The sequence below is a fragment of the Nocardiopsis sp. NPDC050513 genome (assembly GCF_044457925.1).
In the GTDB taxonomy this organism is placed as follows: Bacteria; Actinomycetota; Actinomycetes; order Streptosporangiales; family Streptosporangiaceae; genus Nocardiopsis.
Genome location: NZ_JBITHK010000020.1, coordinates 36,667 through 59,217, shown reverse-complemented (window position 1 = coordinate 59,217; position 22,551 = coordinate 36,667). Strand labels below are relative to the sequence as shown.

At 71.4% G+C, this 22,551-nt stretch carries 20 protein-coding genes and 1 tRNA gene; 16 read left to right on the top strand and 5 right to left on the bottom strand.

What is annotated here, in order from left to right:
* The first annotated feature begins 1,155 nt into the window (after positions 1–1,155).
* The 8 genes from dnaN (at position 1,156) to ACIBFB_RS25760 (ending at position 11,256) form a co-directional block, all read left to right on the top strand.
* Positions 1,156–2,295 (top strand): DNA polymerase III subunit beta, encoded by a 1,140-nt coding sequence (dnaN, locus tag ACIBFB_RS25795; protein ID WP_397234480.1) that lies wholly within the window; start codon positions 1,156–1,158, stop codon positions 2,293–2,295.
* Positions 2,296–2,404: 109 nt separating this feature from the next.
* On the top strand, positions 2,405–3,310 hold the full coding sequence (gene gnd, locus ACIBFB_RS25790) for a phosphogluconate dehydrogenase (NAD(+)-dependent, decarboxylating) (RefSeq protein ID WP_397234478.1): 906 nt from the start codon (positions 2,405–2,407) through the stop codon (positions 3,308–3,310).
* Positions 3,311–3,409: 99 nt separating this feature from the next.
* On the top strand, positions 3,410–4,543 hold the full coding sequence (gene recF / locus ACIBFB_RS25785; RefSeq protein WP_397234476.1) for a DNA replication/repair protein RecF: 1,134 nt from the start codon (positions 3,410–3,412) through the stop codon (positions 4,541–4,543).
* A gap of 115 nt (positions 4,544–4,658) precedes the next feature.
* On the top strand, positions 4,659–5,135 hold the full coding sequence (locus tag ACIBFB_RS25780; protein WP_397234486.1) for a DUF721 domain-containing protein: 477 nt from the start codon (positions 4,659–4,661) through the stop codon (positions 5,133–5,135).
* Positions 5,136–5,588: 453 nt separating this feature from the next.
* A complete protein-coding gene (gyrB, locus tag ACIBFB_RS25775) occupies positions 5,589–7,526 on the top strand; it encodes a DNA topoisomerase (ATP-hydrolyzing) subunit B (protein ID WP_397234474.1) in 1,938 nt (645 codons plus the stop codon).
* Between the two features lie 87 nt (positions 7,527–7,613).
* Positions 7,614–10,196 (top strand): DNA gyrase subunit A, encoded by a 2,583-nt coding sequence (gyrA, locus tag ACIBFB_RS25770; protein WP_397234472.1) that lies wholly within the window; start codon positions 7,614–7,616, stop codon positions 10,194–10,196.
* 110 nt (positions 10,197–10,306) lie between these two features.
* Entirely contained in the window at positions 10,307–10,999 is a 693-nt protein-coding gene (locus ACIBFB_RS25765; RefSeq protein WP_397234470.1) for a DUF3566 domain-containing protein, read from the top strand.
* 180 nt (positions 11,000–11,179) lie between these two features.
* Positions 11,180–11,256 (top strand) — tRNA-Ile (locus ACIBFB_RS25760).
* Positions 11,257–11,336: 80 nt separating this feature from the next.
* Here the strand turns inward: ACIBFB_RS25760 and ACIBFB_RS25755 are convergent.
* The 3 genes from ACIBFB_RS25755 to ACIBFB_RS25745 all read right to left on the bottom strand — a co-directional run bounded on the left by ACIBFB_RS25755 (position 11,337) and on the right by ACIBFB_RS25745 (position 13,020).
* Positions 11,337–11,531 carry a hypothetical protein gene (locus ACIBFB_RS25755; RefSeq protein ID WP_397234468.1) on the bottom strand — a complete coding sequence of 65 codons (195 nt, stop codon included), beginning with the start codon at positions 11,529–11,531 and terminating at the stop codon, positions 11,337–11,339.
* 104 nt (positions 11,532–11,635) lie between these two features.
* Positions 11,636–12,709: an ACR3 family arsenite efflux transporter gene (arsB, locus tag ACIBFB_RS25750; protein WP_397234466.1), complete on the bottom strand. Its 1,074-nt coding sequence runs from the start codon at positions 12,707–12,709 to the stop codon at positions 11,636–11,638.
* Positions 12,706–13,020: an ArsR/SmtB family transcription factor gene (locus tag ACIBFB_RS25745; RefSeq protein ID WP_397234464.1), complete on the bottom strand. Its 315-nt coding sequence runs from the start codon at positions 13,018–13,020 to the stop codon at positions 12,706–12,708. Before ACIBFB_RS25745 ends, arsB begins: the two co-directional genes overlap by 4 nt.
* Before the next feature lie 94 nt (positions 13,021–13,114).
* Between ACIBFB_RS25745 and ACIBFB_RS25740 the strand changes: the two genes are divergently transcribed.
* Positions 13,115–13,528 (top strand): arsenate reductase ArsC, encoded by a 414-nt coding sequence (locus ACIBFB_RS25740; protein WP_397234462.1) that lies wholly within the window; start codon positions 13,115–13,117, stop codon positions 13,526–13,528.
* Between the two features lie 146 nt (positions 13,529–13,674).
* Here the strand turns inward: ACIBFB_RS25740 and ACIBFB_RS25735 are convergent, their stop codons facing one another.
* Together ACIBFB_RS25735 and ACIBFB_RS25730 are read right to left on the bottom strand one after the other, a co-directional pair.
* Positions 13,675–14,934: a sensor histidine kinase gene (locus ACIBFB_RS25735; RefSeq protein WP_397234460.1), complete on the bottom strand. Its 1,260-nt coding sequence runs from the start codon at positions 14,932–14,934 to the stop codon at positions 13,675–13,677.
* Positions 14,931–15,587: a response regulator transcription factor gene (locus tag ACIBFB_RS25730; RefSeq protein ID WP_397234458.1), complete on the bottom strand. Its 657-nt coding sequence runs from the start codon at positions 15,585–15,587 to the stop codon at positions 14,931–14,933. The genes ACIBFB_RS25735 and ACIBFB_RS25730 overlap by 4 nt, the downstream gene beginning before the upstream one ends.
* A gap of 163 nt (positions 15,588–15,750) precedes the next feature.
* Between ACIBFB_RS25730 and ACIBFB_RS25725 the strand changes: the two genes are divergently transcribed.
* From ACIBFB_RS25725 to ACIBFB_RS25695, 7 genes are all read left to right on the top strand, one after another.
* Positions 15,751–16,278, top strand: coding sequence for a hypothetical protein (locus tag ACIBFB_RS25725; RefSeq protein ID WP_397234456.1), 528 nt, complete (start codon positions 15,751–15,753; stop codon positions 16,276–16,278).
* Between the two features lie 98 nt (positions 16,279–16,376).
* Positions 16,377–17,531: a peptidoglycan-binding protein gene (locus ACIBFB_RS25720; protein ID WP_397234454.1), complete on the top strand. Its 1,155-nt coding sequence runs from the start codon at positions 16,377–16,379 to the stop codon at positions 17,529–17,531.
* The gene (locus tag ACIBFB_RS25715; protein WP_397234452.1) at positions 17,528–18,289 is read left to right on the top strand and encodes an ABC transporter ATP-binding protein; all 762 of its coding nucleotides are present in this window, start codon (positions 17,528–17,530) and stop codon (positions 18,287–18,289) included. Before ACIBFB_RS25720 ends, ACIBFB_RS25715 begins: the two co-directional genes overlap by 4 nt.
* 44 nt (positions 18,290–18,333) lie before the next feature.
* Positions 18,334–19,488: an ABC transporter permease gene (locus ACIBFB_RS25710; RefSeq protein WP_397234450.1), complete on the top strand. Its 1,155-nt coding sequence runs from the start codon at positions 18,334–18,336 to the stop codon at positions 19,486–19,488.
* A 242-nt stretch (positions 19,489–19,730) separates the two neighbouring features.
* On the top strand, positions 19,731–20,909 hold the full coding sequence (locus ACIBFB_RS25705; protein ID WP_397234448.1) for a Dyp-type peroxidase: 1,179 nt from the start codon (positions 19,731–19,733) through the stop codon (positions 20,907–20,909).
* A gap of 93 nt (positions 20,910–21,002) precedes the next feature.
* Positions 21,003–21,950, top strand: coding sequence for a helix-turn-helix domain-containing protein (locus tag ACIBFB_RS25700; RefSeq protein WP_397234446.1), 948 nt, complete (start codon positions 21,003–21,005; stop codon positions 21,948–21,950).
* Entirely contained in the window at positions 21,947–22,504 is a 558-nt protein-coding gene (locus ACIBFB_RS25695; protein WP_397234444.1) for a dihydrofolate reductase family protein, read from the top strand. The genes ACIBFB_RS25700 and ACIBFB_RS25695 overlap by 4 nt, the downstream gene beginning before the upstream one ends.
* The last annotated feature ends 47 nt before the right edge of the window (positions 22,505–22,551 follow it).

Here is a 22,551-nt window from a genome sequence, read left to right as displayed (position 1 = left end):
CCCCGCCAAAAAACACCCCCTGCCCCCCACCGCCCCCCCCTAAAATCCCCCCCCCCCCCCCCCCCCCCCCCCCCCCGGGGGGGGGGGGGGGGGGGCCGGGGGGGCCCCCCCCCCCGACGCGTTCCCGGCCGTCCGCACCGGCGTTCGTCGGCAGCCCTTCCCGTCGCCGTCCCGCCGCCCCTCCGCGTCCGTGCCCGGCGGCCCTCCGCCACCTCGGCGAAGGGGTTATCCACAGGCTCTGGGGACAACGGGCGGGACGCGCCGGGTTCGCCGCGCGATCACCGGGGACGCACCGCCCTGTCCGGTACCACACCGTTTTCCCCGGCACCGCCGGGCTTGTCGCCGCTGTTGCGCTGCCCACACCGGGCTCGGCCGCGGCGCTGTCCAGGCTGTTCGCGTCCCGTCCGCACACACCGCGCACCGGGCTGTGGACAAACCTGTGCACAACCGGTTCGTCCTGGTTCGGGAGATCTGTTCGGGGACTCGGAAAAAAAGTTCTCCACTTTCTCGGCTGAGTTATCCACAGGATGAGGGTCAATTCTGTGGACAACCATGTGGACAACCTGTGGACAAGTGCTCCGGGGTTGTGGGTAACCGGGGGTCCCCCTGTGGACACCCCGACCCACCATCCGACCACCGAACCACCAGCCGCTGTGGACAACCCGGGGAAAAACTGTGGACGCAGCTGTGGACGGAGTGTGGACAACCTGTGGGCGACATCGGTCGTCCACAGAACCTCCGAGTTACCCACAGGGATACCCACAGGCCCTGTGGACAAAAATCTCCGTGCTGACCTGCAATAACAAGGGTTATCCACACTATCCACAGGCCCTACTACTACGACGCACCTTCATTAACCCAAACGTGGCTTCACAACCGCTCCGCGGGAAATCTGTGGACAACGCTCCGATCCGCGGTCCGCGGCGGTCCACCACCGAGTCGTCAGCGACGGCGGAGGAATCCGGGTAACGTGTGGTCTCGCCCCTGTCCACCGCAGCCCCTCCGGGCGGCGGTCCCACGGGAACCGAGGCGGACCCGGCGGCGCCCCCGCCCTCACCGGCGGCGGCCCCGCCCGCGCCGGAGCCCTCGGCCGACCCACCAGCTGCAACGTTGAGGCTTCGACCGGCCCACCGGTCGTGCGGAAAGTGAGTCGAAGTGAAGTTCCGGGTCGAACGCGACGTATTGGCCGACGCAGTCGCCTGGACCGCGCGCACCCTCCCGACGCGCCCGTCGGTCCCGGTCCTCGTCGGCGTCCTGCTCGACGCAGGCGAGTTCGACGGCCGCCAGCAGGTGCGGCTGTCCGGCTTCGACTACGAGGTCTCCACCCAGGCCGCGGTCGACGTCGAGGTCGAGGAGGCCGGCACGGTCCTCGTCCCCGGCAAGCTCCTGGCCGAGATCACCCGCAACCTGCCTCCACAGCCTGTGGAGATCGCCACCGACGGCGCCAAAGCCGTCGTGACGTGCGGCAGCGCCAAGTTCACGCTCACCACGATGCCGGTCGAGGACTACCCGACCCTGCCCGAGATGCCCGGCGTGAGCGGCACCGTCGGCAGTGACGCGTTCGCCGCCGCCGTCGGCCAGGTCGCCGTCGCCGCGGGCCGCGACGACACGCTGCCCATGCTCACCGGCGTGCGCGTCGAGATCGAGGGCGAGACCATCACGCTCGCCTCCACCGACCGCTACCGCCTGGCCGTGCGCGAGCTGACCTGGAAGCCGGAGAACCCCGATCTGTCCGCGGTCGCGCTCGTCCCGGCCAAGACGCTGCACGACACCGCCAAGTCGCTCACCTCGGGCGCCGAGGTGTCGATCGCGCTCGCCAGCGGCGAGACCGGCGACGGCATGATCGGCTTCGAGGGCGGCGGCCGCCGCACCACGACCCGCCTTCTGGACGGCGAGTTCCCCAAGTACCGCGCGCTGCTGCCGGACAGCTTCAACACCGTCGCCGAGGTCAGCCGCTCCGAGTTCGTCGAGGCGGTCAAGCGCGTCTCGCTGGTCGCCGAGCGCAACACCCCGCTCCGGCTGGCGTTCAGCCCCGGCCGCCTGGTCCTGGAGGCCGGGACCGGCGAGGACGCCCAGGCCGTCGAGGTCCTGGAGGCCGACCTGGAGGGCGACGACATCCAGATCGCGTTCAACTCGGGCTTCCTGCTCGACGGGCTCGGCGCCATCGGCACCGACACGGCGCGCCTGAACTTCACCACCTCGACCAAACCGGCGATCCTCACCGGCAAGCCCGCGGAGGAAGGTGCGGACCCCGAGTACCGCTACCTGATCATGCCGGTGCGCCTGTCCGGCTGACCGGTCCGGGTTCGGTTCGATTGACTCGCGTCTGCCGTCCCGCGTCCGCGGCCACCGCCCGGACCGGACGGCGCCCACCTGTCCACCGGCGGCTAAGGGGAGCACTGCCATGCAGCTCGGAATGATCGGTCTCGGCAAGATGGGCGGCAACATGGCCGCCCGGCTCCGGGAGAAGGGCCACGAGGTCGTCGGCTTCGACGTCTCGTCCGACGAACGGGACGTCGAGAGCCTGGCCGAGCTGGTCGACCGCCTGGAGGCTCCCCGCGTCGTGTGGGTGATGGTGCCCTCCGGCGACCCGACCGCCGCGACCATCAACGAGCTCGGCGGCCTCCTCCAGGAGGGCGACCTGGTCATCGAGGGCGGCAACTCGCACTACGTCGACGACCGCGCCCGCGCGGAGCAGCTCGGCGCCAAGGGCGTCGGCTACCTCGACGTCGGCGTCAGCGGCGGCGTCTGGGGCCGAGAGAACGGCTACGGCATCATGGTCGGCGGTCCGGCGGCGGACGTCGAGCGGGCCCGTCCGGTCTTCGCGTCCCTCACCCCCGACGAGGGCGGCGGCTTCGTGCACGCCGGGGCCGTCGGCGCCGGGCACTTCGTCAAGATGGTCCACAACGGCATCGAGTACGGCATGATGCAGTCCTTCGCCGAGGGCTTCGAGCTCATGGCCGCGTCCGGGATCGTCGACGACGTCCCGGGGACCTTCGAGAGCTGGCGCGAGGGGACGGTCGTCCGCTCCTGGTTGCTCGACCTGCTCAGCCGCGCCCTGGAGCAGGACCCCGACCTCTCCGGGCTGCGCGGCTACGCCCAGGACTCCGGGGAGGGCCGCTGGACGGTGCAGGCCGCCGTCGACCACGCCGTCCCCGCCCCCGCGATGACCGCCGCGCTCTACGCCCGGTTCGCCTCCCGCCAGGACGACAGCCCCGCGATGAAGGTCGTCGCGGCCCTGCGCCAGCAGTTCGGCGGGCACGCCGTGACCAAGTCCGGTCCGGACCCGCGCACTCCCTCCCGGGACTGATCCCCACCGCTCCGAGGACGCGCCCGTCCGGGCTTCCCGCGGGCCGTCCCCGGGCCCCGCGTCCGTCGTCCAGCGCCACCGTCCCAGGAGGAGGGCCGGATGTACGTCTCCCATCTGCAACTGGTCGACTTCCGGTCCTACGGCGACGCCCTGCTGGAGCTCGGCCCCGGCGTGAGCGTGTTCGTCGGCGCCAACGGCCAGGGGAAGACCAACCTGGTCGAGGCGGTCGGCTACGTGGCCACCCTCGCCAGCCACCGGGTCTCCTCGGACACGCCGCTGATCCGCCAGGGCGCGCCCCGGGCCGTCATCCGGGCCAAGATCGTCCGCGACGACCGCCACATGGTGGTGGACCTGGAGCTCAACCCGGGCCGCGCCAACCGCGCCCGGATCAACCAGTCCGCTGCCGGACGCCCGAGGGACGTGTTGGGGATCCTGCGCACCGTGCTGTTCGCCCCCGAGGACCTGGCCCTGGTCAAGGGCGACCCCGGGGAACGGCGGCGCTTCCTCGACGACCTCCTCGTGGCGCGCACCCCCCGGATGGCGGGGGTGCGTTCCGACTACGACCGGGTCCTCAAGCAGCGCAACGCCCTGCTCAAGTCGGCCTCGGGCCGGATGTTCCGGCAGCGCTCGGAGCCCGACCTCAGCACCCTGGAGGTCTGGGACGCCCACCTGGCCGAGACGGGGGCGGAACTGCTGGCGGCGCGGCTGGCGCTCGTGGCCGAGCTCCGGCCGCGCGTCTCGGACGCCTACGCGGGCCTGACCGATTCCGGGGGACCGGCCGTGCCCGCCTACCGGTGTTCGGCCGACCCCGAGGGCGGCGAGCCGCCCGCCGACCGTCCACAGCTTGTGGAAACCCTGCGCGCGGCGATGGCCGAGGCCCGGGACCGCGAACTCCAGCGCGGGGTCAGCCTCGTCGGGCCGCACCGCGACGAACTCCACCTCCAGCTGGGCGACCTGCCCGCCAAGGGGTACGCGAGCCAGGGCGAGTCCTGGTCCTACGCGCTCGCGCTCAAGCTCGCCGCGTTCGACCTGCTGCGGGCGGACGGCGACGACCCGGTCCTCATCCTCGACGACGTGTTCGCCGAACTCGACACCGAACGCCGCCGCCGCCTGGCCGAGCGCGTGCGCGACGCCGAACAGGTCCTGGTGACCGCCGCGGTGCCCGACGACATCCCCAAGGAGCTGGACGGCGTCCGTTTCACGGTGAGCGCGGGGGTGGTCGAGCATGCGTGAGGGCCGTCCACAGCCTGTGGGCCGCCGCGAGGGGATCGCGGGCGCGGGCACGGGGTTGGGGCAGGACCGTCCACACCCTGTGGACAACGCCCGCGGCGGCGCGGCGGCTCCCGCCGTGGGCGCCCCGGACCCGGCGGCGCCCGCCCCGGCCGCTCCGACGGCGCCGGCCGTGTCCGGCGCCGACCTCGCCCGGCAGGCGCTCGCCCGCGCCCGGGCCGAGGCGCGCGAGCGCGGGGCGGTGCCCCGGGGCGCACCCCGCCGGCGCGCGCGTGGCCGGATCCGGTCACGCAACGAGCCCCAGCTGTTCGGCGACGCCGTCCGGGCATGGCTCGTCGAGCACGGTTGGCAGGAGCAGGTCGCGGTCGGCGGAGTGTTCGGCCGGTGGGCGGACATCGTCGGCGACTTCAACGCCCAACATCTCCGACCGGTGAGGTATGCGGAGGGCGAACTCGTCGTCGCGGCCGATTCGCCGACCAGTGCCGCCCTCGGGCGATCGATGGTGCGCGATCTGATGCGCCGCCTGAACGAGGAACTCGGTGAGGGAACGGTCGTCTCGATCGACGTCAAGGGTCCCGGCTCCCGCCGCCGGTGACCGCTCCGACCGCCCACGGGTGTGCGTTCGCGCAGGTCGGGGCGGTGTTTAGGGGCGCCCCGAACCTTCGGGCAGCACGGAGGGGGCGGTTCGGGCGCCGCCGGGGCGACGGCCGGGGCGGTGTGAGCCAACGGCCACTGAACCGCACCGGAACTTGCGAGAGGACCCACCCGCGTGGAGGGAGTCGTCTCCCTCCCTGAACGTTCGTTGTCGAGCGGCACAGCGCCGCGAATGCTCATTTGTCGCACCGCGCGGGGTATCATGGAGGCGGTTCTTCAGATGCCTGTAGCCGGTCCCACGCCCCCAGGAGAGGGTGGGCGGACGGCCCGTACGGTGATGTGGTGATCCCCCTGGTGTCGCGGTACGCCGACCCCTTCGGTCACCGCCCCGCGGGCTGACCGCCGTCCGCTCGGCCACGGCCGGCAGGCGTCCCCAGCAGGAGGGTGTTCCCACTTGGCCTACGACGCTCGATCAATCACGGTTCTTGAGGGGCTTGAGGCAGTACGCAAGCGCCCAGGGATGTACATCGGTTCCACCGGGGAGCGGGGCCTGCACCACCTGGTCTACGAGGTGGTCGACAACTCCGTCGACGAGGCGCTGGCCGGTCACGCCAACGCCATCGAGGTGACCCTGCTGGCGGACGGCGGCGTGCGGGTGGCCGACAACGGCCGCGGCATCCCCACCGACCTGCACCCCGTGGAGAAGCGTCCGGCCGTCGAGGTCGTGCTGACCACACTGCACGCGGGCGGCAAGTTCGACGGCAAGTCCTACGCGGTCTCCGGCGGTCTGCACGGCGTGGGCGTCTCCGTCGTCAACGCGCTGTCCACGGCCCTGGACGTGGAGATCCGCAAGGACGGCCACGTCTGGACGCAGCACTACGAGATGACCGCGCCCACCGGTGAACTGGTCAAGGGCGAGGAGACCGACGACACCGGGACGCAGATCACCTTCTGGCCCGACGGCGACATCTTCGAGACGACGGTCTTCACCTTCGAGACCCTCGCCCGACGGATGCAGGAGATGGCCTTCCTCAACAAGGGGCTGTCCATCACCATCCGCGACGAGCGGCCCGAGCACACCGACGACGGTCCGACGGTCAACACGTTCCACTACGACGAGGGCCTGTCCGACTTCGTCCGGCACATCAACGCCAAGAAGGAGGCGGCGCACGCGTCGATCATCTCCTTCGAGGAGGACGGCGAGGGCATCTCGGTCGAGATCGCGATGCAGTGGAACCAGTCCTACACCTCGTCCGTGCACACCTTCGCCAACACGATCAACACGGCCGAGGGCGGCACCCACGAGGAGGGCTTCCGCTCCGCGCTGACCACCCTGGTCAACCGGTACGCGCGCGACCAGAAGCTGCTGCGCGACAAGGACGACAACCTCACCGGGGACGACATCCGCGAGGGTCTGACCGCGATCATCTCGGTCAAGCTGGCCGACCCGCAGTTCGAGGGCCAGACCAAGACCAAGCTCGGCAACACCGAGGCCAAGTCCTTCGTCCAGAGGGTCACCAACGAGCACCTGCGCGACTGGTTCGAGCGCAACCCCGGCGAGGCCAAGGACATCGTCTCCAAGGCCAGCCAGGCCGCCCGTGCCCGGATCGCCGCCCGCCAGGCGCGCGACCTCACCCGACGCAAGACCCTGCTGGAGTCCACCTCCCTCCCCGGCAAGCTGTCCGACTGCCAGTCGACCAACCCGGAGGAGTGCGAGCTCTACATCGTCGAGGGCGACTCCGCCGGCGGCTCCGCCAAGGGCGGCCGCGACCCGCATCACCAGGCGATCCTGCCGATCCGGGGCAAGATCCTCAACGTCGAGAAGTCGCGGATCGACCGCATCCTCAAGAACAACGAGGTCCAGGCGATCATCACCGCGCTGGGCACCGGCATCCACGAGGACTTCGACGCCGGCAAGCTGCGGTACCACAAGATCATCCTCATGGCCGACGCCGACGTCGACGGCCAGCACATCCGCACCCTGCTGCTGACCCTGCTGTTCCGCTTCATGAAGCCGCTGGTCGAGGCCGGTCACGTCTACCTGGCGTCGCCGCCGCTGTACAAGATCAAGTGGGACCAGCGCGGCAGCGACGCGGGCTACGCCTTCTCCGACGCCGAACGCGACCGGGTCATCGAGGCCGGGATCGCCGCCGGGAAGAAGGACCCGCGTCCGCGCGACATGGTCCAGCGCTTCAAGGGTCTGGGCGAGATGAACGCCAACGAGCTGTGGGACACCACGATGGACCCCGACCGCCGTCTGCTGCTCCAGGTCAGCCTGGACGACGCGGCCCAGGCGGACGAGATGTTCAGCGTGCTCATGGGCGAGGACGTCGAGTCCCGGCGCTCCTTCATCCAGCGCAACGCCAAGGACGTCCGCTTCCTGGACATCTAGTCCGTGCCGCCCGGGTCGCGCCCCCTCGGGTGGCGGCCGGGCGGGAGAACCACGCTCAACGAAGCTTCGTAGAAGGGATCGACATCCGTGACGGATGCGAACAACCCGGACTCTCCTGAGGGTGCGGACTCCGCTGGCGGCGGCCCGGTCAGGGATCGGATCGAACCGGTCGACATCCAGGTCGAGATGCAGCGCAGCTACCTCGACTACGCCATGTCGGTCATCGTCGGGCGCGCCCTCCCCGACGTGCGCGACGGCCTCAAGCCGGTCCACCAGCGCGTGCTGTACGCGATGTACGACGGCGGGTACCGCCCCGACCGCGGGTTCTTCAAGTGCGCCCGCGTCGTCGGCGACGTGATGGGCAACTACCACCCGCACGGCGACAGCGCGATCTACGACACCCTGGTGCGCCTGGCGCAGTGGTGGTCGATGCGCATGCCGCTGGTCGACCCCAACGGCAACTTCGGCTCCCCGGGCAACGACCCGGCCGCGGCCATGCGGTACACCGAGTGCAAACTCGCCCCGCTGGCCATGGAGATGCTCCGGGACATCGACAAGGAGACCGTCGACTTCCGGCCCAACTACGACGGCCGCTCCGCCGAGCCGGTCGTGCTGCCCGCCCGCTTCCCGAACCTGCTGGTCAACGGTTCGTCCGGCATCGCGGTCGGCATGGCGACCAACATCCCGCCGCACAACCTGCGCGAGGTCGCCGACGGCGTCTACTGGTTCCTGGAGAACCCCGAAGTCGGCGACGAGGCGCTGCTGGACGCGCTCATCGAGCGGATCAAGGGCCCGGACTTCCCCACGCGCGGGCTCATCGTCGGCAAGCGCGGGATCGAGGAGGCCTACCGGACCGGCCGCGGCTCCATCACCATGCGCGCGGTCGTGGAGGTCGAGGAGGACAGCCGCGGGCGCCAGACGCTGGTGGTCACGGAGCTGCCCTACCAGGTCAACCCGGACAACCTGGCGCTGAAGATCGCGGACCTGGTCAAGGACGGCAAGGTCACCGGCATCGCCGACGTGCGCGACGAGAGCAGCGGCCGCACCGGTCAGCGCCTGGTCATCGTGCTCAAGCGCGACGCCGTCGCCAAGGTCGTGCTGAACAACCTCTACAAGCACACCCAGCTCCAGGAGACCTTCGGCGCGAACATGCTCGCGCTGGTCGACGGTGTGCCGCGCACCCTGCGCCTGGACCAGATGATCCGGCACTGGGTCAAGCACCAGGTCGAGGTCATCGTCCGCCGGACGCGCTACCTGCTGCGCAAGGCCGAGGAGCGGGCGCACATCCTGCGCGCGCTGCTGCGGGCGATGGACCGCATCGACGAGGTGATCAGCCTCATCCGGGCCAGCGCCTCCGCGGACGAGGCGCGCACCGGCCTGATGGCCCTTCTGGAGATCGACGACATCCAGGCCCGCGCCATCCTCGACATGCAGCTGCGCAAGCTGGCCGCGCTGGAGCGCAACCAGCTCACCTCGGAGTACGACGAGCTGATGGCGCAGATCGCGGACTACAACGACATCCTCGGCTCGGACCCGCGCCAGCGGTCGATCATCCGCGAGGAGCTGGCCGAGATCGTCGACAAGTACGGCGACGAGCGGCGCACGCACATCATCCCGTTCGAGGGTGACATGCGCATGGAGGACTTCATCGCCGAGGAGGACGTGGTCGTCACGATCTCCCGCGGCGGGTACGCCAAGCGCACGCGGATCGACAACTACCGGGCGCAGAAGCGCGGCGGCAAGGGCGTACGCGGCGCCCAGCTGAAGCAGGACGACATCGTCCAGCACTTCTTCGTCACCACCACCCACCACTGGATCCTCTGTTTCACGAACCAGGGCCGGGTGTACCGGACGAAGGCCTACGAGCTGCCGGAGGCGGCCAGGGACGCGCGCGGCCAGCACGTGGCGAACCTGCTGCCGTTCCAGCCGGGCGAGGAGATCGCGCAGATCATGGCCCTGCGCGACTACGAGGCGGCTCCGTACCTGGTGCTGGCCACCCGTGACGGCCTGGTGAAGAAGTCGCGCCTGGAGGACTTCGACTCCGCCCGGTCGGCGGGGATCATCGCGATCAACCTGCGCGAGGGCGACGAGCTGATCGCGGCGCGGCTGGTCTTCGCCGACGACGACCTGCTGCTGATCTCCAGCGACGCCCAGGCGATCCGCTTCCCGGCCTCCGACCAGTCGCTGCGCCCGATGGGCCGTGCGACCAGCGGTGTGATCGGCATGCGGTTCATGGAGGGCGACTACCTGCTGAGCATGGACGTCATCCGCCCCGAGGACGGGCCCTCCGACGTCCTGGTGGCCACGGAGAACGGCTACGCCAAGCGCACCCCGGCCGACCAGTACCCGGTGCAGAACCGGGGCGGCAAGGGCGTTCTGACGGCCAAGGTCGTCGAGGCGCGCGGCAAGCTGGTCGGAGCGATGATGGTCGACCCGGAGGTGGACGAGATCTTCGCGATCACCTCCGCCGGCGGCGTCATCCGCACCGGGTCCGCCGAGATCAAGCAGTCCGGCCGCACCACCATGGGCGTCCGCCTGATGAACCTCGACAAGGGCAACAAGATCGTGGCCGTGGCGCGCAACGCCGAGGCCGCTGAGGACGCCGACGAGGGCGAGGCCGGCGACACGGCCGAGTCCGCGGTGACCGAGGAAGGAAACCCCGAGGCCTAGACTGCGCGTTAGGTCCTATTGGTCCCGTGGGGTTCCGTTCGTGAGCCCCACGGGACAGTATTCTTCGCGGCATTCACCCGTCTCAACGAAAGTCCAGCGGTAACGTTTCTATGTCTGACAACCAGCGGAACACCCCCACGAACGAATCCGAAGCGGACACGGCGGTGACCGCCGGAGACGAGGCTGCGGAGAAGGACACGGTCGAGACGGAGGTCGTCGAGGAGACCCCTCCCGCCGAGGGGAAGGGCTCCGCCGACGAGCCGGAGCAGACCGAGGCCGAGCCGGAGCCGGACACCGAGACGGCCGCAGCCGGGATCCCCGCGATGGAGTCCGTGGAGGACCGCGCAGAGGCGGGAGAGACGGCAGTGACCGATTCCGAGACCTCGGTCCCCGAGGGGCCTGGCGCCGTGAAGGCGACCATGTCGAGCCGCAAGGCGCACCTGACGGTCTCCCGCGTGGAGCCGTGGTCGGTGATGAAGTTCAGCTTCGTCGTGTCGCTGGTGTGCTTCATCATCCTGTTCGTCGCGGTCGCGGTGATCTACGCGACCCTGTCCATGCTGGGTGTCTTCGAGGAGGTGACCAGCATGATGGAGGCGCTCCTGGAGGGTGAGAGCGGCGACGACGAGCTGGGCCTCGACCCGGCCGCGTGGTTCTCCCCGGGCCGGGTGCTCGGGTACACCGGCGTGGTGGGCGCGCTCAACATCGTGCTGATCACCGCCCTGTCCACGGTGGGCGCGATGGTGTACAACCTGGTCGCCGACCTGGTCGGCGGCGTGGACGTCACGCTGACCGAGGCGGAGTAGGCGCCGCGTCCGGCCCCGGGGGGCGTCCCCGGGGCCGCGCCGTGCCCCGGCACGAGCACTCGGGAAGCCCGGTAAAATGGGAGGTGAAGAGGGACGCGGTCGCCCGTGTCCCTTTCCCTTCCGCGTCATCATCCGGTTCGCCCCGCGCACCGGGATGCGGTAGAGTTCCACGAGGAACGAGGGCGTATAGCTCAGTCGGTTAGAGCGCATCCCTGATAAGGATGAGGCCCCAGGTTCAAGTCCTGGTACGCCCACCAGCCAAAAGACCCACCAGAAGTCTGGTGGGTCTTTTGCGTACTGCTGAAAAGTACTGCATCAGGCTTTCTGCGGCCCGACGTCAGGGGCCGTCTCCTCCCCCGGTGATGCTCCCTCCGAGCTTCTTCAGCGCGGCCACGGTCGTGTCGTCGTGCACCTGGGTGTACAGATCCATGGTCAGCTTGATCTGGCTGTGCCGGAGGATCCGCATAGCCACCCGGGGGTGGACGTCCAAGGCGGCCAGCAGGGTGCCGCACGTCTTGCGAGTGGTGTGCACCAGTCGTCCGAGCCCTTCCTGCCGCGCGCGGAGTCGACAACGGTGCGAAGCGCCATGTCGACTCGACCGCATGCGGTCGTCCTCCCAAGGGGAGGGCTGGCGTGTCACCGCCGTTCGGGGGCGAACCGGCGCCGCCAGGCCAGGGAGACGTAGACCAGGGCGATGAGCACCGGTACCTCGATCAGCGGACCGACGACCCCGGCCAGTGCCTGGCCGGAGGTGACGCCGAAGGTGGCGATGGCGACGGCGATCGCCAGTTCGAAGTTGTTGCCCGCCGCGGTGAAGGCCAGCGTGGCGGTGCGGTCGTAGTCCATTCCGATCGCCTTGCCCAGGGCGAAGGTGCCGAACCACATCAGGGCGAAGTAGGCCAGCAGCGGCAGGGCGATGCGCGCCACGTCCAGGGGCCGGCTGGTGATGGTGCCGCCCTGGAGCGCGAACAGCAGGACGATGGTGAACAGCAGACCGTAGAGCGCCCAGGGGCCGATCCGGGGCAGGAACGCCGACTCGTAGCGCTCGCGGCCCATCCTCCTCTCACCGAGCGTGCGGGTGAGGAAGCCCGCTGCCAGGGGGATGCCGAGGAAGATCACCACGTTGAGCGCGATCAGCCACGGGGAGACGTCCAGGCCGTCGGTGTCCAGGCCCAGCCAACCCGGGAGCAGGTCGAGGTAGAACCAGCCCAGGACGCCGAAGACCAGCACCTGGAACACGGAGTTGAGCGCGACCAGGACGGCGGCGGCCTCACGGTGCCCGCACGCGAGGTCGTTCCAGATGATGACCATGGCGATGCAGCGGGCGAGGCCGACGATGATCAGGCCGGTGCGGTACTCGGGCAGGTCGGCCAGGAAGATCCAGGCCAGGGCGAACATCACCGCGGGGCCGACGATCCAGTTGACCGCCAGGGAGGAGACGAGCAGGCGGCGGTCGCGGGTGACGGTGTCCAGGCGGTCGTAGCGGACCTTGGCGAGCACCGGGTACATCATGACCAGCAGGCCCAGGGCGATGGGCAGGGAGATCCCGCCCACCTCCATCGCGGCGAGGAGGCCGTTCAGGCTCGGGATCAGGCGGCCCAGGCCGAGGCCGACGGCCATGGCGAGCAGGATCCACACGGCCAGGAACCGGTCCAGCGCGGAGAGCCTGGCGGCGACGGAGGCGGTGGTCGCGGTGTCCGCGCGGGTCATGGGCAGGCCCTCCTGGTGTCGGCGGCGGCGGTCCGGCGGGCGGTGGCGGCGAGGTCGCCGAGGGCTCCGGCGAGGCCCTCCAGGGCCTGGGGGCGCAGTCGGTAGTAGGTGAACCGGCCGCACGGCTCGGTCTCGACCAGCCCGGCCTCGCGCAGGACGCGCAGGTGGTTGGACAGGTTCGTCTGCTTCGCTCCGGTCTCCTCGACCAGGTGCGTGGTGCAGAGGGTCTCGTGGGCGAGCAGGGAGACGATGCGCATGCGCAGCGGGTCGCCCAGCACCCTGATTAGATCAGTGTCGACTGATATCATCATGCACTGATGATGCCATACCCTTCGAGGCTGGTGCGCGTCGCGCACTGGCCCTGACCGACGACCGGGTCAGACCCGGGAAGAAAGGTGGGACCCCATGGCCGACGCCCCGTCCGTGCTCTTCGTCTGCGTCCACAACGCGGGCCGCTCCCAGATGGCCGCCGCCTGGCTGCGGCACCTGGCCGGCGACCGCGTGGAGGTGCGCTCGGCGGGCTCGGCCCCGGCCGAGACGATCAACCCCGCCGTCGTGGAGGCCATGGGGGAGGTCGGCATCGACGTCACCGACCAGAAGCCCAAGGTCCTCACCGCCGACGCCGTCGAGGCCTCCGACGTCTGCATCACCATGGGCTGCGGCGACGTGTGCCCGGTCTTCCCCGGCAAGCGCTATCTGGACTGGACGCTGCCCGACCCGGCGGGTCGGGGCGTGGAGGCCGTGCGCCCCATCCGCGACGAGATCAGGAAGCTCGTCGAGGGGCTGATCGCGGACCTGCGTGTGACTCCGGTCCGCTGACTCCTCCGGGTCGCCGTCGTGTCGGCCGGGCCGCGGTCGCGCGCGGCGGTCCGGATCGTCCCTGGATCGGAGCTGTCTGATCTGACCGATGATCCACGGGTTTTCCGAGCCCGAGCCCGTCTCCGCGTAGGTCCCGAGCAGCAGGATCACGATTCACGGCCGGAGTGCTCATGGCTCAGGGGCAGGCGCACGGTCACCGTCAGACCGCCGTCCTCGCGTGGGCGGGCGACGACGTCGCCGCCGTGTGCGCGCGCCACGGAGCGCACGATGGACAGGCCGAGTCCAGCACCCTTGGCGGTGACCAGCCGGTCCGCCCCCAAACGGCGGAAGGGCTCGAACAGGGCGGGAACCTCGTAGAGCGGGACAACCGGGCCGGTGTTGTCGACCACCACCTCCGCGACGTCGTCGTCGGCCACGACCCGGCTGGTGACGCGGACCCGGCCGCCGTCCGCGCGGTTGTGCCGGACACCGTTCTCCACCAGGTTCGACACCAGCCGCTCCAACAGCAGCGCGTCACCGAGCGTCGGCGCCTCCGCCGCGTCCTCCTCCACGGAGACCCCCGCCCGCTCCGCCTCCGGCGCGACCTGCGCGACCACGTGGGAGACGATGTCGGCCATGTCCACCGGACGGCGCTCGGGGATCTCGTTCTCCGAACCGGCCAGCAGGAGCAGGCCGGTGATCAGCCGCTCGTGGCGGGCGTTGATCGCCAGGAGGTCCTCCCCCAACCGCCGCACGTCCTCGGAGGCGGTGGCGCGGTTCACGGCCAGCTCGACCAGGGCGCGGCTCAGGGTCAGCGGGGTGCGCAGCTCGTGTGAGGCGTTGGCGACGAAGCGGCGCTGACCGTCGAAGGAGCGGTCGAGCCGCTCGACCATGGTGTCGAAGGCGACGGCGAGGTCCCGCACCTCGCCCTCCGGCCCGGTCATGTCGATGCGCTCGTGGAGGCCGCGGTCGGCGGCGGGGACGGCGGCGATCCGGCGGGCGGTGTCGGTCACACGGCGCAGCGGACGCAGGACCCGGCCCGCGACCAGCCAGCCCAGAACGGTAGCCGCACCGCCGACCACGAGCAGCGCGACCCCACCCCGGGTGAGAAGGGACGTGGAGGCGTTCTCCCGCAGCCGCTCCTGCTCCTCCTCCTGCCACTCCGTGGCGAACCGCACCAACATCTCCTCGGCCTCGGCCGGTGGCAGGGGCCCCCTGGCGCCGGTTGACTCCGCGCCCACCGGGGGCACAGTCATGCCGATGAGCGTTCCGGGTTCTTCGAGCCCCTGCTGGAACAGGACATAGGTGGTGCCCAGCAGAAGCCCTCCCCCGATGAGGAAGAGCCCGCCGAAGAGCAGGGTCAGGCGGTTGCGCAGCGAGATCCGGCGCGGCACGAACCCGCGCGCCGCCGCCCTCAGCACGTTCACGGGATCCGGTACCCCACTCCCGTGACGGTCTCCACGACCGGCGGTTCGCCCAGCTTGCGGCGTAGTTTCAGGACCGCCAGCCGGATCGCCCCCGTGAACGGGTCCGCGTGCTCGTCCCATGCCTTCTCCAAGAGGTACTCGGACGAGACCACGGCCCCGTCCGCGCGCAGCAGTTCGGCCAGGACGGCGAACTCCTTCCTGGACAACGGGACGTAGCGGCTGTCCCGGAAAACCTCGTGGCGGGCCGGGTCCAGGCTCAGCCCGGCGCGGCGCAGCACGGGCGGCGCGGCGGGACGGGAGCGGCGGCCCAGGGCCTGGACCCTCGCGGCGAGCTCGGCCAGGGCGAAGGGCTTGGTGAGGTAGTCGTCCGCGCCGAGCGCGAGTCCGTCGACCCGCTCGCCCACCTCAGCGGCGGCGGTGAGCATCAGAACCCGTGTCCCGCCCCCGGCGGCGACCAGCTCGCGGCAGACGTCGTCGCCGTGGACGTACGGCAGGTCCCGGTCCAGGACCACGACGTCGTAGTCGTTGACGTCGGCCCGTTCCAGGGCCGCCGCCCCGTCGTTGGCGACATCCACGGCGTGGGACTCGCCGCGCAGCCACTCCGCGATCGTGTCGGCGAGCATCGACTCGTCCTCGACCACCAGCACACGCACGTGCCGTCACCCCCTCGGTCCGCGTCCATGGTCGCAAACCGGGTTGTTTCCTCGCTGTTAGCGCTCTCGCGGTCGGGACGGAAACGCAGGGGAAACGGGCCGCGGCGTTGTATCGGCGTCGACGGCCGATATCCGGTCGGCCGCACGGACTCGGGAGACGACGATGCGATCACGAGCGTTCATGGCGCTGGCGGGCCCGCCGCTGGCGCTAGTCCTGTTGCTGACCGGCTGCGCCTCCGGTGACGAGGACCTCGGCATCGCCTCGGCCGGAGGGGACTCGCAGGAAGCCGCGGCGTCCGAGGAGCCGCTCAGCGACGGAGAGTCGGCGCTGGAGTACACCGAGTGCCTGCGCGAGAACGGCCTGGAAGTCGGCGACCCGGACTCGGAGGGGCGTTTGCAGCTCCGAATCCCGGAGGACCAGGCCGAGGTGGCAGAGGAGGCCATGGCGGCCTGTGAGGAGTTCGCTCCGCGCGTATCCGAGGAGCAGGAGGCGGAGACGCGTGACGAAGTGCTGGAGTTCGCGCAGTGCATGCGCGAGAACGGTGTGGAGGCGTTCGAGGATCCGCAGTCGGGCGGGGGAATCAGCCTCACCCCGGAAATCGCCGACGACCCGGACTTCGAGGAAGCCCAGGAGGCCTGTGAAGGAAATCTGAGCGGTCTGCGTGAGGAGCGCGGGGAGAACGCCGGATGATCGCGTTCGACAGCGGAGTAGGCGACGCCCCAGGGCGTCGGGGCGCGCGTACCGAGGCGGATCGGCGCACTCCCGACACAGCGGACACTGTGGACACGATGAACGCCGCCGGTGACGTGGACCCCTCGGAGACCTCGGAGACCGGGGACTCCCAGGACACTGGGCCGGGGACCGGCCGGGTTCGGCGCCGACGGAGGCTGTGGCTGCCGGTGGCCGCCGGAGCCGTCGCCCTGGTGACGGCGGGAGCGGGTTACTGGTTCCTGGAGCGGGGCGCCGCGACCGAGGCGGAGGGTCAGGCCGCCGCTGCGGACGCGACCGACACCGTCACACGGGGCACGATCTCGGCCACCGAGTCGTGGGACGCGACCCTGGGACACGGCTCGCCCCTGTCCGTCACCGCCTCGGCCCAGGGCACCGTCACCAGGATGGCCGAGCAGGCGTCGACGGTCGAGCGCGGCACCGAGCTCTACCGCCTGGACGAGACTCCGGTCACCGCGCTGTACGGAACGGTCCCCATGTACCGGGACCTCGAGCCGGGCGACATCGGGGCCGACGTCGAACAGCTCGAGGCCAACCTCTCCGCGCTCGGCTACGACGGATTCGACGTCGACGGCGAGTACACCTGGTACACACAGCTCGCCGTCCTGGAATGGCAGGAGGACACCGGAGCGGAGGAGACCGGCGACGTCTCCCGGCCGGAGGTCGTCTTCGTCCCCGGCGAGGGCCGGGTCGAGGAGGTCGCCGCCGACGTCGGAACGGCGACCGCCCCGGGCACGGAGGTCCTCACGGTCTCGGGCGGCGACCAGATCGCCACTCTGGAGGCCGATGTCTCCGACCTGGCGCACATGGCGAACGGCGACGAGGTGTCCGTCGTCCTGCCCGGCGGGGAGGGGGTCACGGGCACCATCACGTCCGTCTCGGTCGTGGCCGACCCCGACGCCCAGGAGAACTCCTCAGGATCCGAGGACTCCGTGGCAGAGGTCGAGGTCACGCTCGCGGAGGAGGTCGACGCGTCGCTCCTGGGTGGTCCGGTCGACGTCGTCCTGGCGGTGGCCGACGCCGAGGACGTGCTGTCCGTACCGGTCAGCGCCCTGCTGGCGCTGGCTGAGGGCGGATACGGCCTGGAGGTCGTCGCCGATGACCGCACCACGTCGATCGTCCCCGTCGAGACCGGGCTGTACGCCGACGGCCGCGTCGAGGTCAGCGGCGAGGGTATCGAGGAGGGCACGGTCGTGGGGGTGGCGGGCCGATGAGGACGAGTACCGGGAGCACCGCATCCCCCGCCGCGGTCTCCGACCCCGGCGCGACCGACTCCGACCGCGCTCCTGTCGTCCTCCTGGAACACGTCCATCGCGTCTACCCGGGGAATCCGCCGGTCCGGGCGCTGGACGGCGTCAGCCTGCGGATCGACCCCGGCGAGATGGTCGGCGTCGTCGGCCCGTCGGGGTCGGGCAAGTCGACCCTGCTGAACGTGCTCGGCACGCTCGACCGGGCGGACGAGGGCGTGGTCCGGATCGACGGGTACGACGTCGGCGGCCTCGCCGACCACCGACTGTCCGCGCTGCGCGCCCGCCGGATCGGATTCGTCTTCCAGCAGTTCTTCCTCGCGCCCGGCGTGAGCGCGCTGGACAACGTCGCCGACGGCTTGCTCTACACGGGGTTGCAGCCGCACGTCCGGCGAGCCCGGGCGCGGCGGACGCTGGAGCGCGTGGGCCTGACGGACCGTGTGCACCACCGCCCCGAGGAGCTCTCCGGCGGCCAGCGCCAGCGCGTGGCGTTGGCCCGCGCCGTCGTCGGCGAGCCGCCCCTGCTGCTCGCCGACGAACCCACGGGCGCCCTGGACTCCGCGTCCGGGGCCGTGGTCCTGGAGCTGCTGCACACGCTGTGCGCGGCGGGCACCACGATCGTCGTCATCACCCATGACCACGGTGTGGCCGCCGAACTGCCCCGCCAGGTGCACATCCTGGACGGCCGGATCGAGTCTGACACCAGGACGGGGGGGCGATCGTGAGCGCGCCGGGACCCGCGCCCTCGCGGCTTCGCCCCCGTGACACCGTGCGTGTCGCCTTCTCCGGTCTGCGCACCCGGCCGCTGCGCGCGGTGCTGTCCGCCCTGGGCATCGCCGTGGGCATCGCGGCGATGGTCGCCGTGGTCGGGATCTCCGCCAGCAGCAGGGAACAGGTCAACGCACAGCTCCGCGAGCTCGGGACCGACCTGCTCACGGTCTCCGCGGGGCAGCAGCTCATCGGCGGCGGGGAGTCCACCCTTCCTCAGGACAGCGTCGACATGATCGCCCGGATCGGACCGGTGGGCGCCGTCAGCGCGATCGGCACGGTCCCGGACACCGCGGTGTACCGCAGTGACCGGATCGAGGAGAGCCAGACCAACGGGCTCACGGTCGCCGCCGCGCGGACCGACCTGCTGGACACGGTCGGGGGCACGGTGGCCTCGGGCCGCTGGCTCGACGACGCCCAGGCGGCCTTTCCGACCGTCGTGCTGGGGGCGACGGCGGCCGAGCGGATGGGGATCACCGACACCGGGGTCCAGGTGTGGCTGGGCGGGGAGTGGTTCACGGTCGTCGGAATCCTCGCCCCCGTCGCGCTCGCGCCGGAGCTGGACACCGCGGCCCTGGTCGGCTGGTCCGCCGCCGAGGAGGCGCTGGACTTCGACGGCTCCCCGACCAACGTGTACGAGCGGTCCGGCGAGTCCGCCGTGGAGGCGGTCCGCGCGGTGCTGCCGGCCACGGTCAACCCCGAGCACCCTGAGGAGGTAGAGGTCAGCCGGCCCTCGGACGCACTGGCCGCCCAGGCCGCCGCCGATGAGACCCTGACGGCGCTCCTGGTGGGGCTGGGCGGGGTGGCACTGCTGGTCGGCGGGATCGGTGTGGCCAACACGATGGTCATCGCGGTCCTGGAGCGCCGCTCGGAGATCGGACTGCGCAGGGCCCTGGGGGCGACCCGGTCGCACATCCGGTGGCAGTTCCTCGGCGAGTCCGTCCTCCTGGCGGGGCTCGGCGGCGTCGGAGGCGCGGTCCTGGGCGGGGTGGCCACCGCGGTCTTCGCGGCCTATCGGGATTGGCCGACGGCGCTGCCGCCGTGGGTGCTCGCGGGGGCGGCCGGCGCGACCGTCCTCGTGGGCGCGGTCGCTGGCGCCTACCCCGCGGCACGGGCGGCGCGCATGTCGCCGACGGCCGCCCTGTCGGCCATCTGACCTGGTGACCCGCTCACCGGCCGGGTGTGGGGAGTGCTCGCACCCGGCCGGGACGCTCGTGGTGGGCGCCTCACGGTGCCGCGAACGTGTCGTGCGGGACGAACGCCGGACGCTCCGCGGCTGGCAGCGCGCCGCACGCACGTCTGTGACCGAAAGTGCCGATGGAAATACACTGAGTGGGATCTCGGCCTGGGTCGACGGCCGGCGACGTCGTCTGTCCTCCGCTCGAAGAACGGCTGCCCATGAGCTCACCGCACCGCCCCGCCCGGACCTGGCACGGCGCCCCTCCGACCCGGCGCGGACTGATCGCCTCGACGCTCGGGCTGGCGGCGGGTGCGGCCGTCGCCGCCCGCCCCTCCGCGTCGCACGCCGCGAGCGGCGCCACGGCTGTCGCGGACGGGCCGCCCTTCCGCGGGCCGCGCCAGGCGGGGGTGACCACACCGCACCAGTCCGACCTCCTCCTGGCCGCCTTCGACCTGCCGGAGGGGGCGGACGGCGCCCGGGCGCGCCGGGTGCTGCGCGGTGTCCTCGACACGTGGACCCGGGAGCTGACGTCCGTCCTCGACCGGGGCGAGGCGCCGGAGGTCCTCGCGCACGCCCGCACCTCCCGCCTGACCGCGACCGTGGGTCTGGGCGGCACGGCCTTCGACCGGATGGGGGTGTCCCGGCCCGCGCTCCTGACCGACTTCCCGGCCTTCCCCGGCGACCGGATCGATGACGCCCTCAGCGGCGGCGACCTGGTCGTGCAACTGTGCGCCGACGACGCCTGGACCGTGGCCACCGCGGCCGACCTGCTCACCGAGGCCGCGGAGGACACCATGCCGCCGCGCTGGCGGCAGAGGGGGTTCGTCGCCCCGGCGCCGGGAGGAGGGGCCTCCCGCAACCTGTTCGGGCACAAGGACGGCATCTCCAACCCGACGGCGGAGGAGTCCGAACGGTTCGTGTGGATAGGCGAGGGGGCCGAGAGGGACGGCACCTACCTGGTCTACCGGCGTATCCACATGGATGTGGACGGCTTCGAGGCGCTGCCCGTGGCGGAGCAGGAGCGCGTCATCGGGCGGCACAAGGACACCGGGGCGCCCCTCGGCCAGGACAGGGAGACCGACGAACCGGACTTCGCGGCGGTGACCGCCGACGGCGACCCGGTCATCCCCGACGACTCCCACATGGCGCTCGCGCACGCCCGGAGCCACGACGGTGACCGGATGCTGCGACGCGGCTTCGCCTACGCCGACGACCGGGGCGACCAGGGGCTGCTCTTCCTCGCCTTCATGGACGACCCCCGCCTGTTCACGCGGACCCAGAACCTGCTGGCCAGGAAGGACCCGCTGCACCCCTTCACCGAGCACCGGGGCACCGGTCTGTACCTGGTGCTCCCCGGAGCGACCGAGGGCCGACCGCTCGGCACGGGGGTCCTGTGACCGCGTAGGCGCCCGGCCCCGCGCGGTGCGCGTCGGCCCCACAGGGCAAGATCGGTCAAGCGGCGACGGCCCCGGCGTGAACATACTGGTCGCATGAGCGTTCCCACCGACGAACCGCCCTCGGGGCGCGACCGTCTGCGCGAACTCCTCGACGCGGTTCTGGACGAGGACAACGCGCGCCTGTCGGACATGGCGGTCAGCGCCCACTCCTCGCCGTTCCACTTCAGCCGGCGGTTCTCCCGGGACACCGGGGAGTCCCCGGTGGCGCTGCGCCGCCGGGTCCTGCTGGAGCGGGCCGCCTGGCAGATCGGCCAGGGCGCCAGCGTCACCGACGCGGCCTTCACCGCCGGATACGCGACCGTGGAGGGGTTCACGCGCGCGTTCGCGCGGGCCTTCGGCCATCCGCCCAGCGCCACCACCGCGGGGAGCGGACGGTGGCTGCCCTCCCCCAACGGCATCCACTTCCACCCCCCGCTCCACCTGTGGGTGGAGGGGAACCCGAGGAGTCGCCCCGCCATGGACCTGACCGCACTGCAGATCCACCACGACGTGGACGACACCGCGGCGCTCATCCGCCTGGCCGCGGGCCTGTCCGAGGAGGACTACCGGAAGGTGTGCGGCCCCGGGCGCACCGTCCTGTCCTGGGACGGCCCGGAGGAGACCATCGCCGCCACCCTGGAACACCTGGTGCGGGCCAAGGAGGTCTGGCTCGCCTCCATCGAGGGGTCGGACTTCCCCGAACGCGGGGCCGACGATCCCGAGTCGCTGCGGTCCCGCCACGAGGAGGCGGGCGCGCGCTGGATCGCGGCCGTGGAAGACATCGGGCGCCGCGACGCCTGGGGCGACCGCCTCATCGACGCCCTGTGCGACCCGCCGGAGAGTTTCCTGCTCGGCGGGGTCGTGGCACACGTCCTGACGTACTCGGCGCACCGCAGGCAGGCCGTTCGGCACATGCTGCGCTCGGTCGGGGTCGAGGTCGGCCACGGCGACCCGCTGGAATGGCTGCACCACCGCGACGAACGACGAAAGGACACACCGTGAAGACCGTCTACAACACCGCCACCAGCCTCGACGGGTTCATCGCCGACCAGGACAACTCGCTGGAGTGGCTGTTCTCGGTGGAGGGGGGCGAACCGGGTTCCGAGAGCGGTGACGCCCTCAGCGAGACCGAGGACTTCGTCAACGGTGCGGGCGCGATCGTGATGGGCGCGACCACCTACGAGTGGATCCTGGAGCACGAGGGCGGCAAGCCCTGGCCCTACCGGGCTCCGACCTGGGTCCTCACCCACCGGGAACTCCCCCGGGTCGAGGGGGACCTGCGCTTCGCGAGCGCCGACACCGACCAGGAGCTGCGGGACCTGCACGCGGACATGGTCAAGGCCGCGGACGGCCGCGACGTGTGGGTGGTCGGCGGAGGACGCCTGGCCGCGGACCTGGCCCGGCTGGGCCTGCTCGACGAGGTCGTCGTGTCCATCGCGCCGGTCAGTCTGGGCGGGGGCGCCCCCCTGCTGGACGGGCGGGTGCGGTTGCGCGCTCTGGACGCCAGGCTCCTGGGCCCCTTCGCCTGCCTGCGGTACGAGGTCGTCCGCGACTGAGGCCGCGCCGCCCGCCTCCTCCCCGGACCGGTCAGGAATCGAGAAGC

Bases quoted from the DNA above. Each gene is read 5' to 3' on its own strand.
- ACIBFB_RS25740 (WP_397234462.1), top strand. From the start codon at position 13,115: ATGGCCGACGCCCCGTCCGTGCTCTTCGTCTGCGTCCACAACGCGGGC.
- ACIBFB_RS25765 (WP_397234470.1), top strand. From the start codon at position 10,307: ATGTCTGACAACCAGCGGAACACCCCCACGAACGAATCCGAAGCGGAC.
- ACIBFB_RS25705 (WP_397234448.1), top strand. From the start codon at position 19,731: ATGAGCTCACCGCACCGCCCCGCCCGGACCTGGCACGGCGCCCCTCCG.
- arsB (WP_397234466.1), bottom strand. From the start codon at position 12,709: ATGACCCGCGCGGACACCGCGACCACCGCCTCCGTCGCCGCCAGGCTC.
- ACIBFB_RS25720 (WP_397234454.1), top strand. From the start codon at position 16,377: ATGAACGCCGCCGGTGACGTGGACCCCTCGGAGACCTCGGAGACCGGG.
- ACIBFB_RS25725 (WP_397234456.1), top strand. From the start codon at position 15,751: ATGCGATCACGAGCGTTCATGGCGCTGGCGGGCCCGCCGCTGGCGCTA.
- gnd (WP_397234478.1), top strand. From the start codon at position 2,405: ATGCAGCTCGGAATGATCGGTCTCGGCAAGATGGGCGGCAACATGGCC.
- ACIBFB_RS25715 (WP_397234452.1), top strand. From the start codon at position 17,528: ATGAGGACGAGTACCGGGAGCACCGCATCCCCCGCCGCGGTCTCCGAC.
- ACIBFB_RS25700 (WP_397234446.1), top strand. From the start codon at position 21,003: ATGAGCGTTCCCACCGACGAACCGCCCTCGGGGCGCGACCGTCTGCGC.
- ACIBFB_RS25745 (WP_397234464.1), bottom strand. From the start codon at position 13,020: ATGATGATATCAGTCGACACTGATCTAATCAGGGTGCTGGGCGACCCG.
- recF (WP_397234476.1), top strand. From the start codon at position 3,410: ATGTACGTCTCCCATCTGCAACTGGTCGACTTCCGGTCCTACGGCGAC.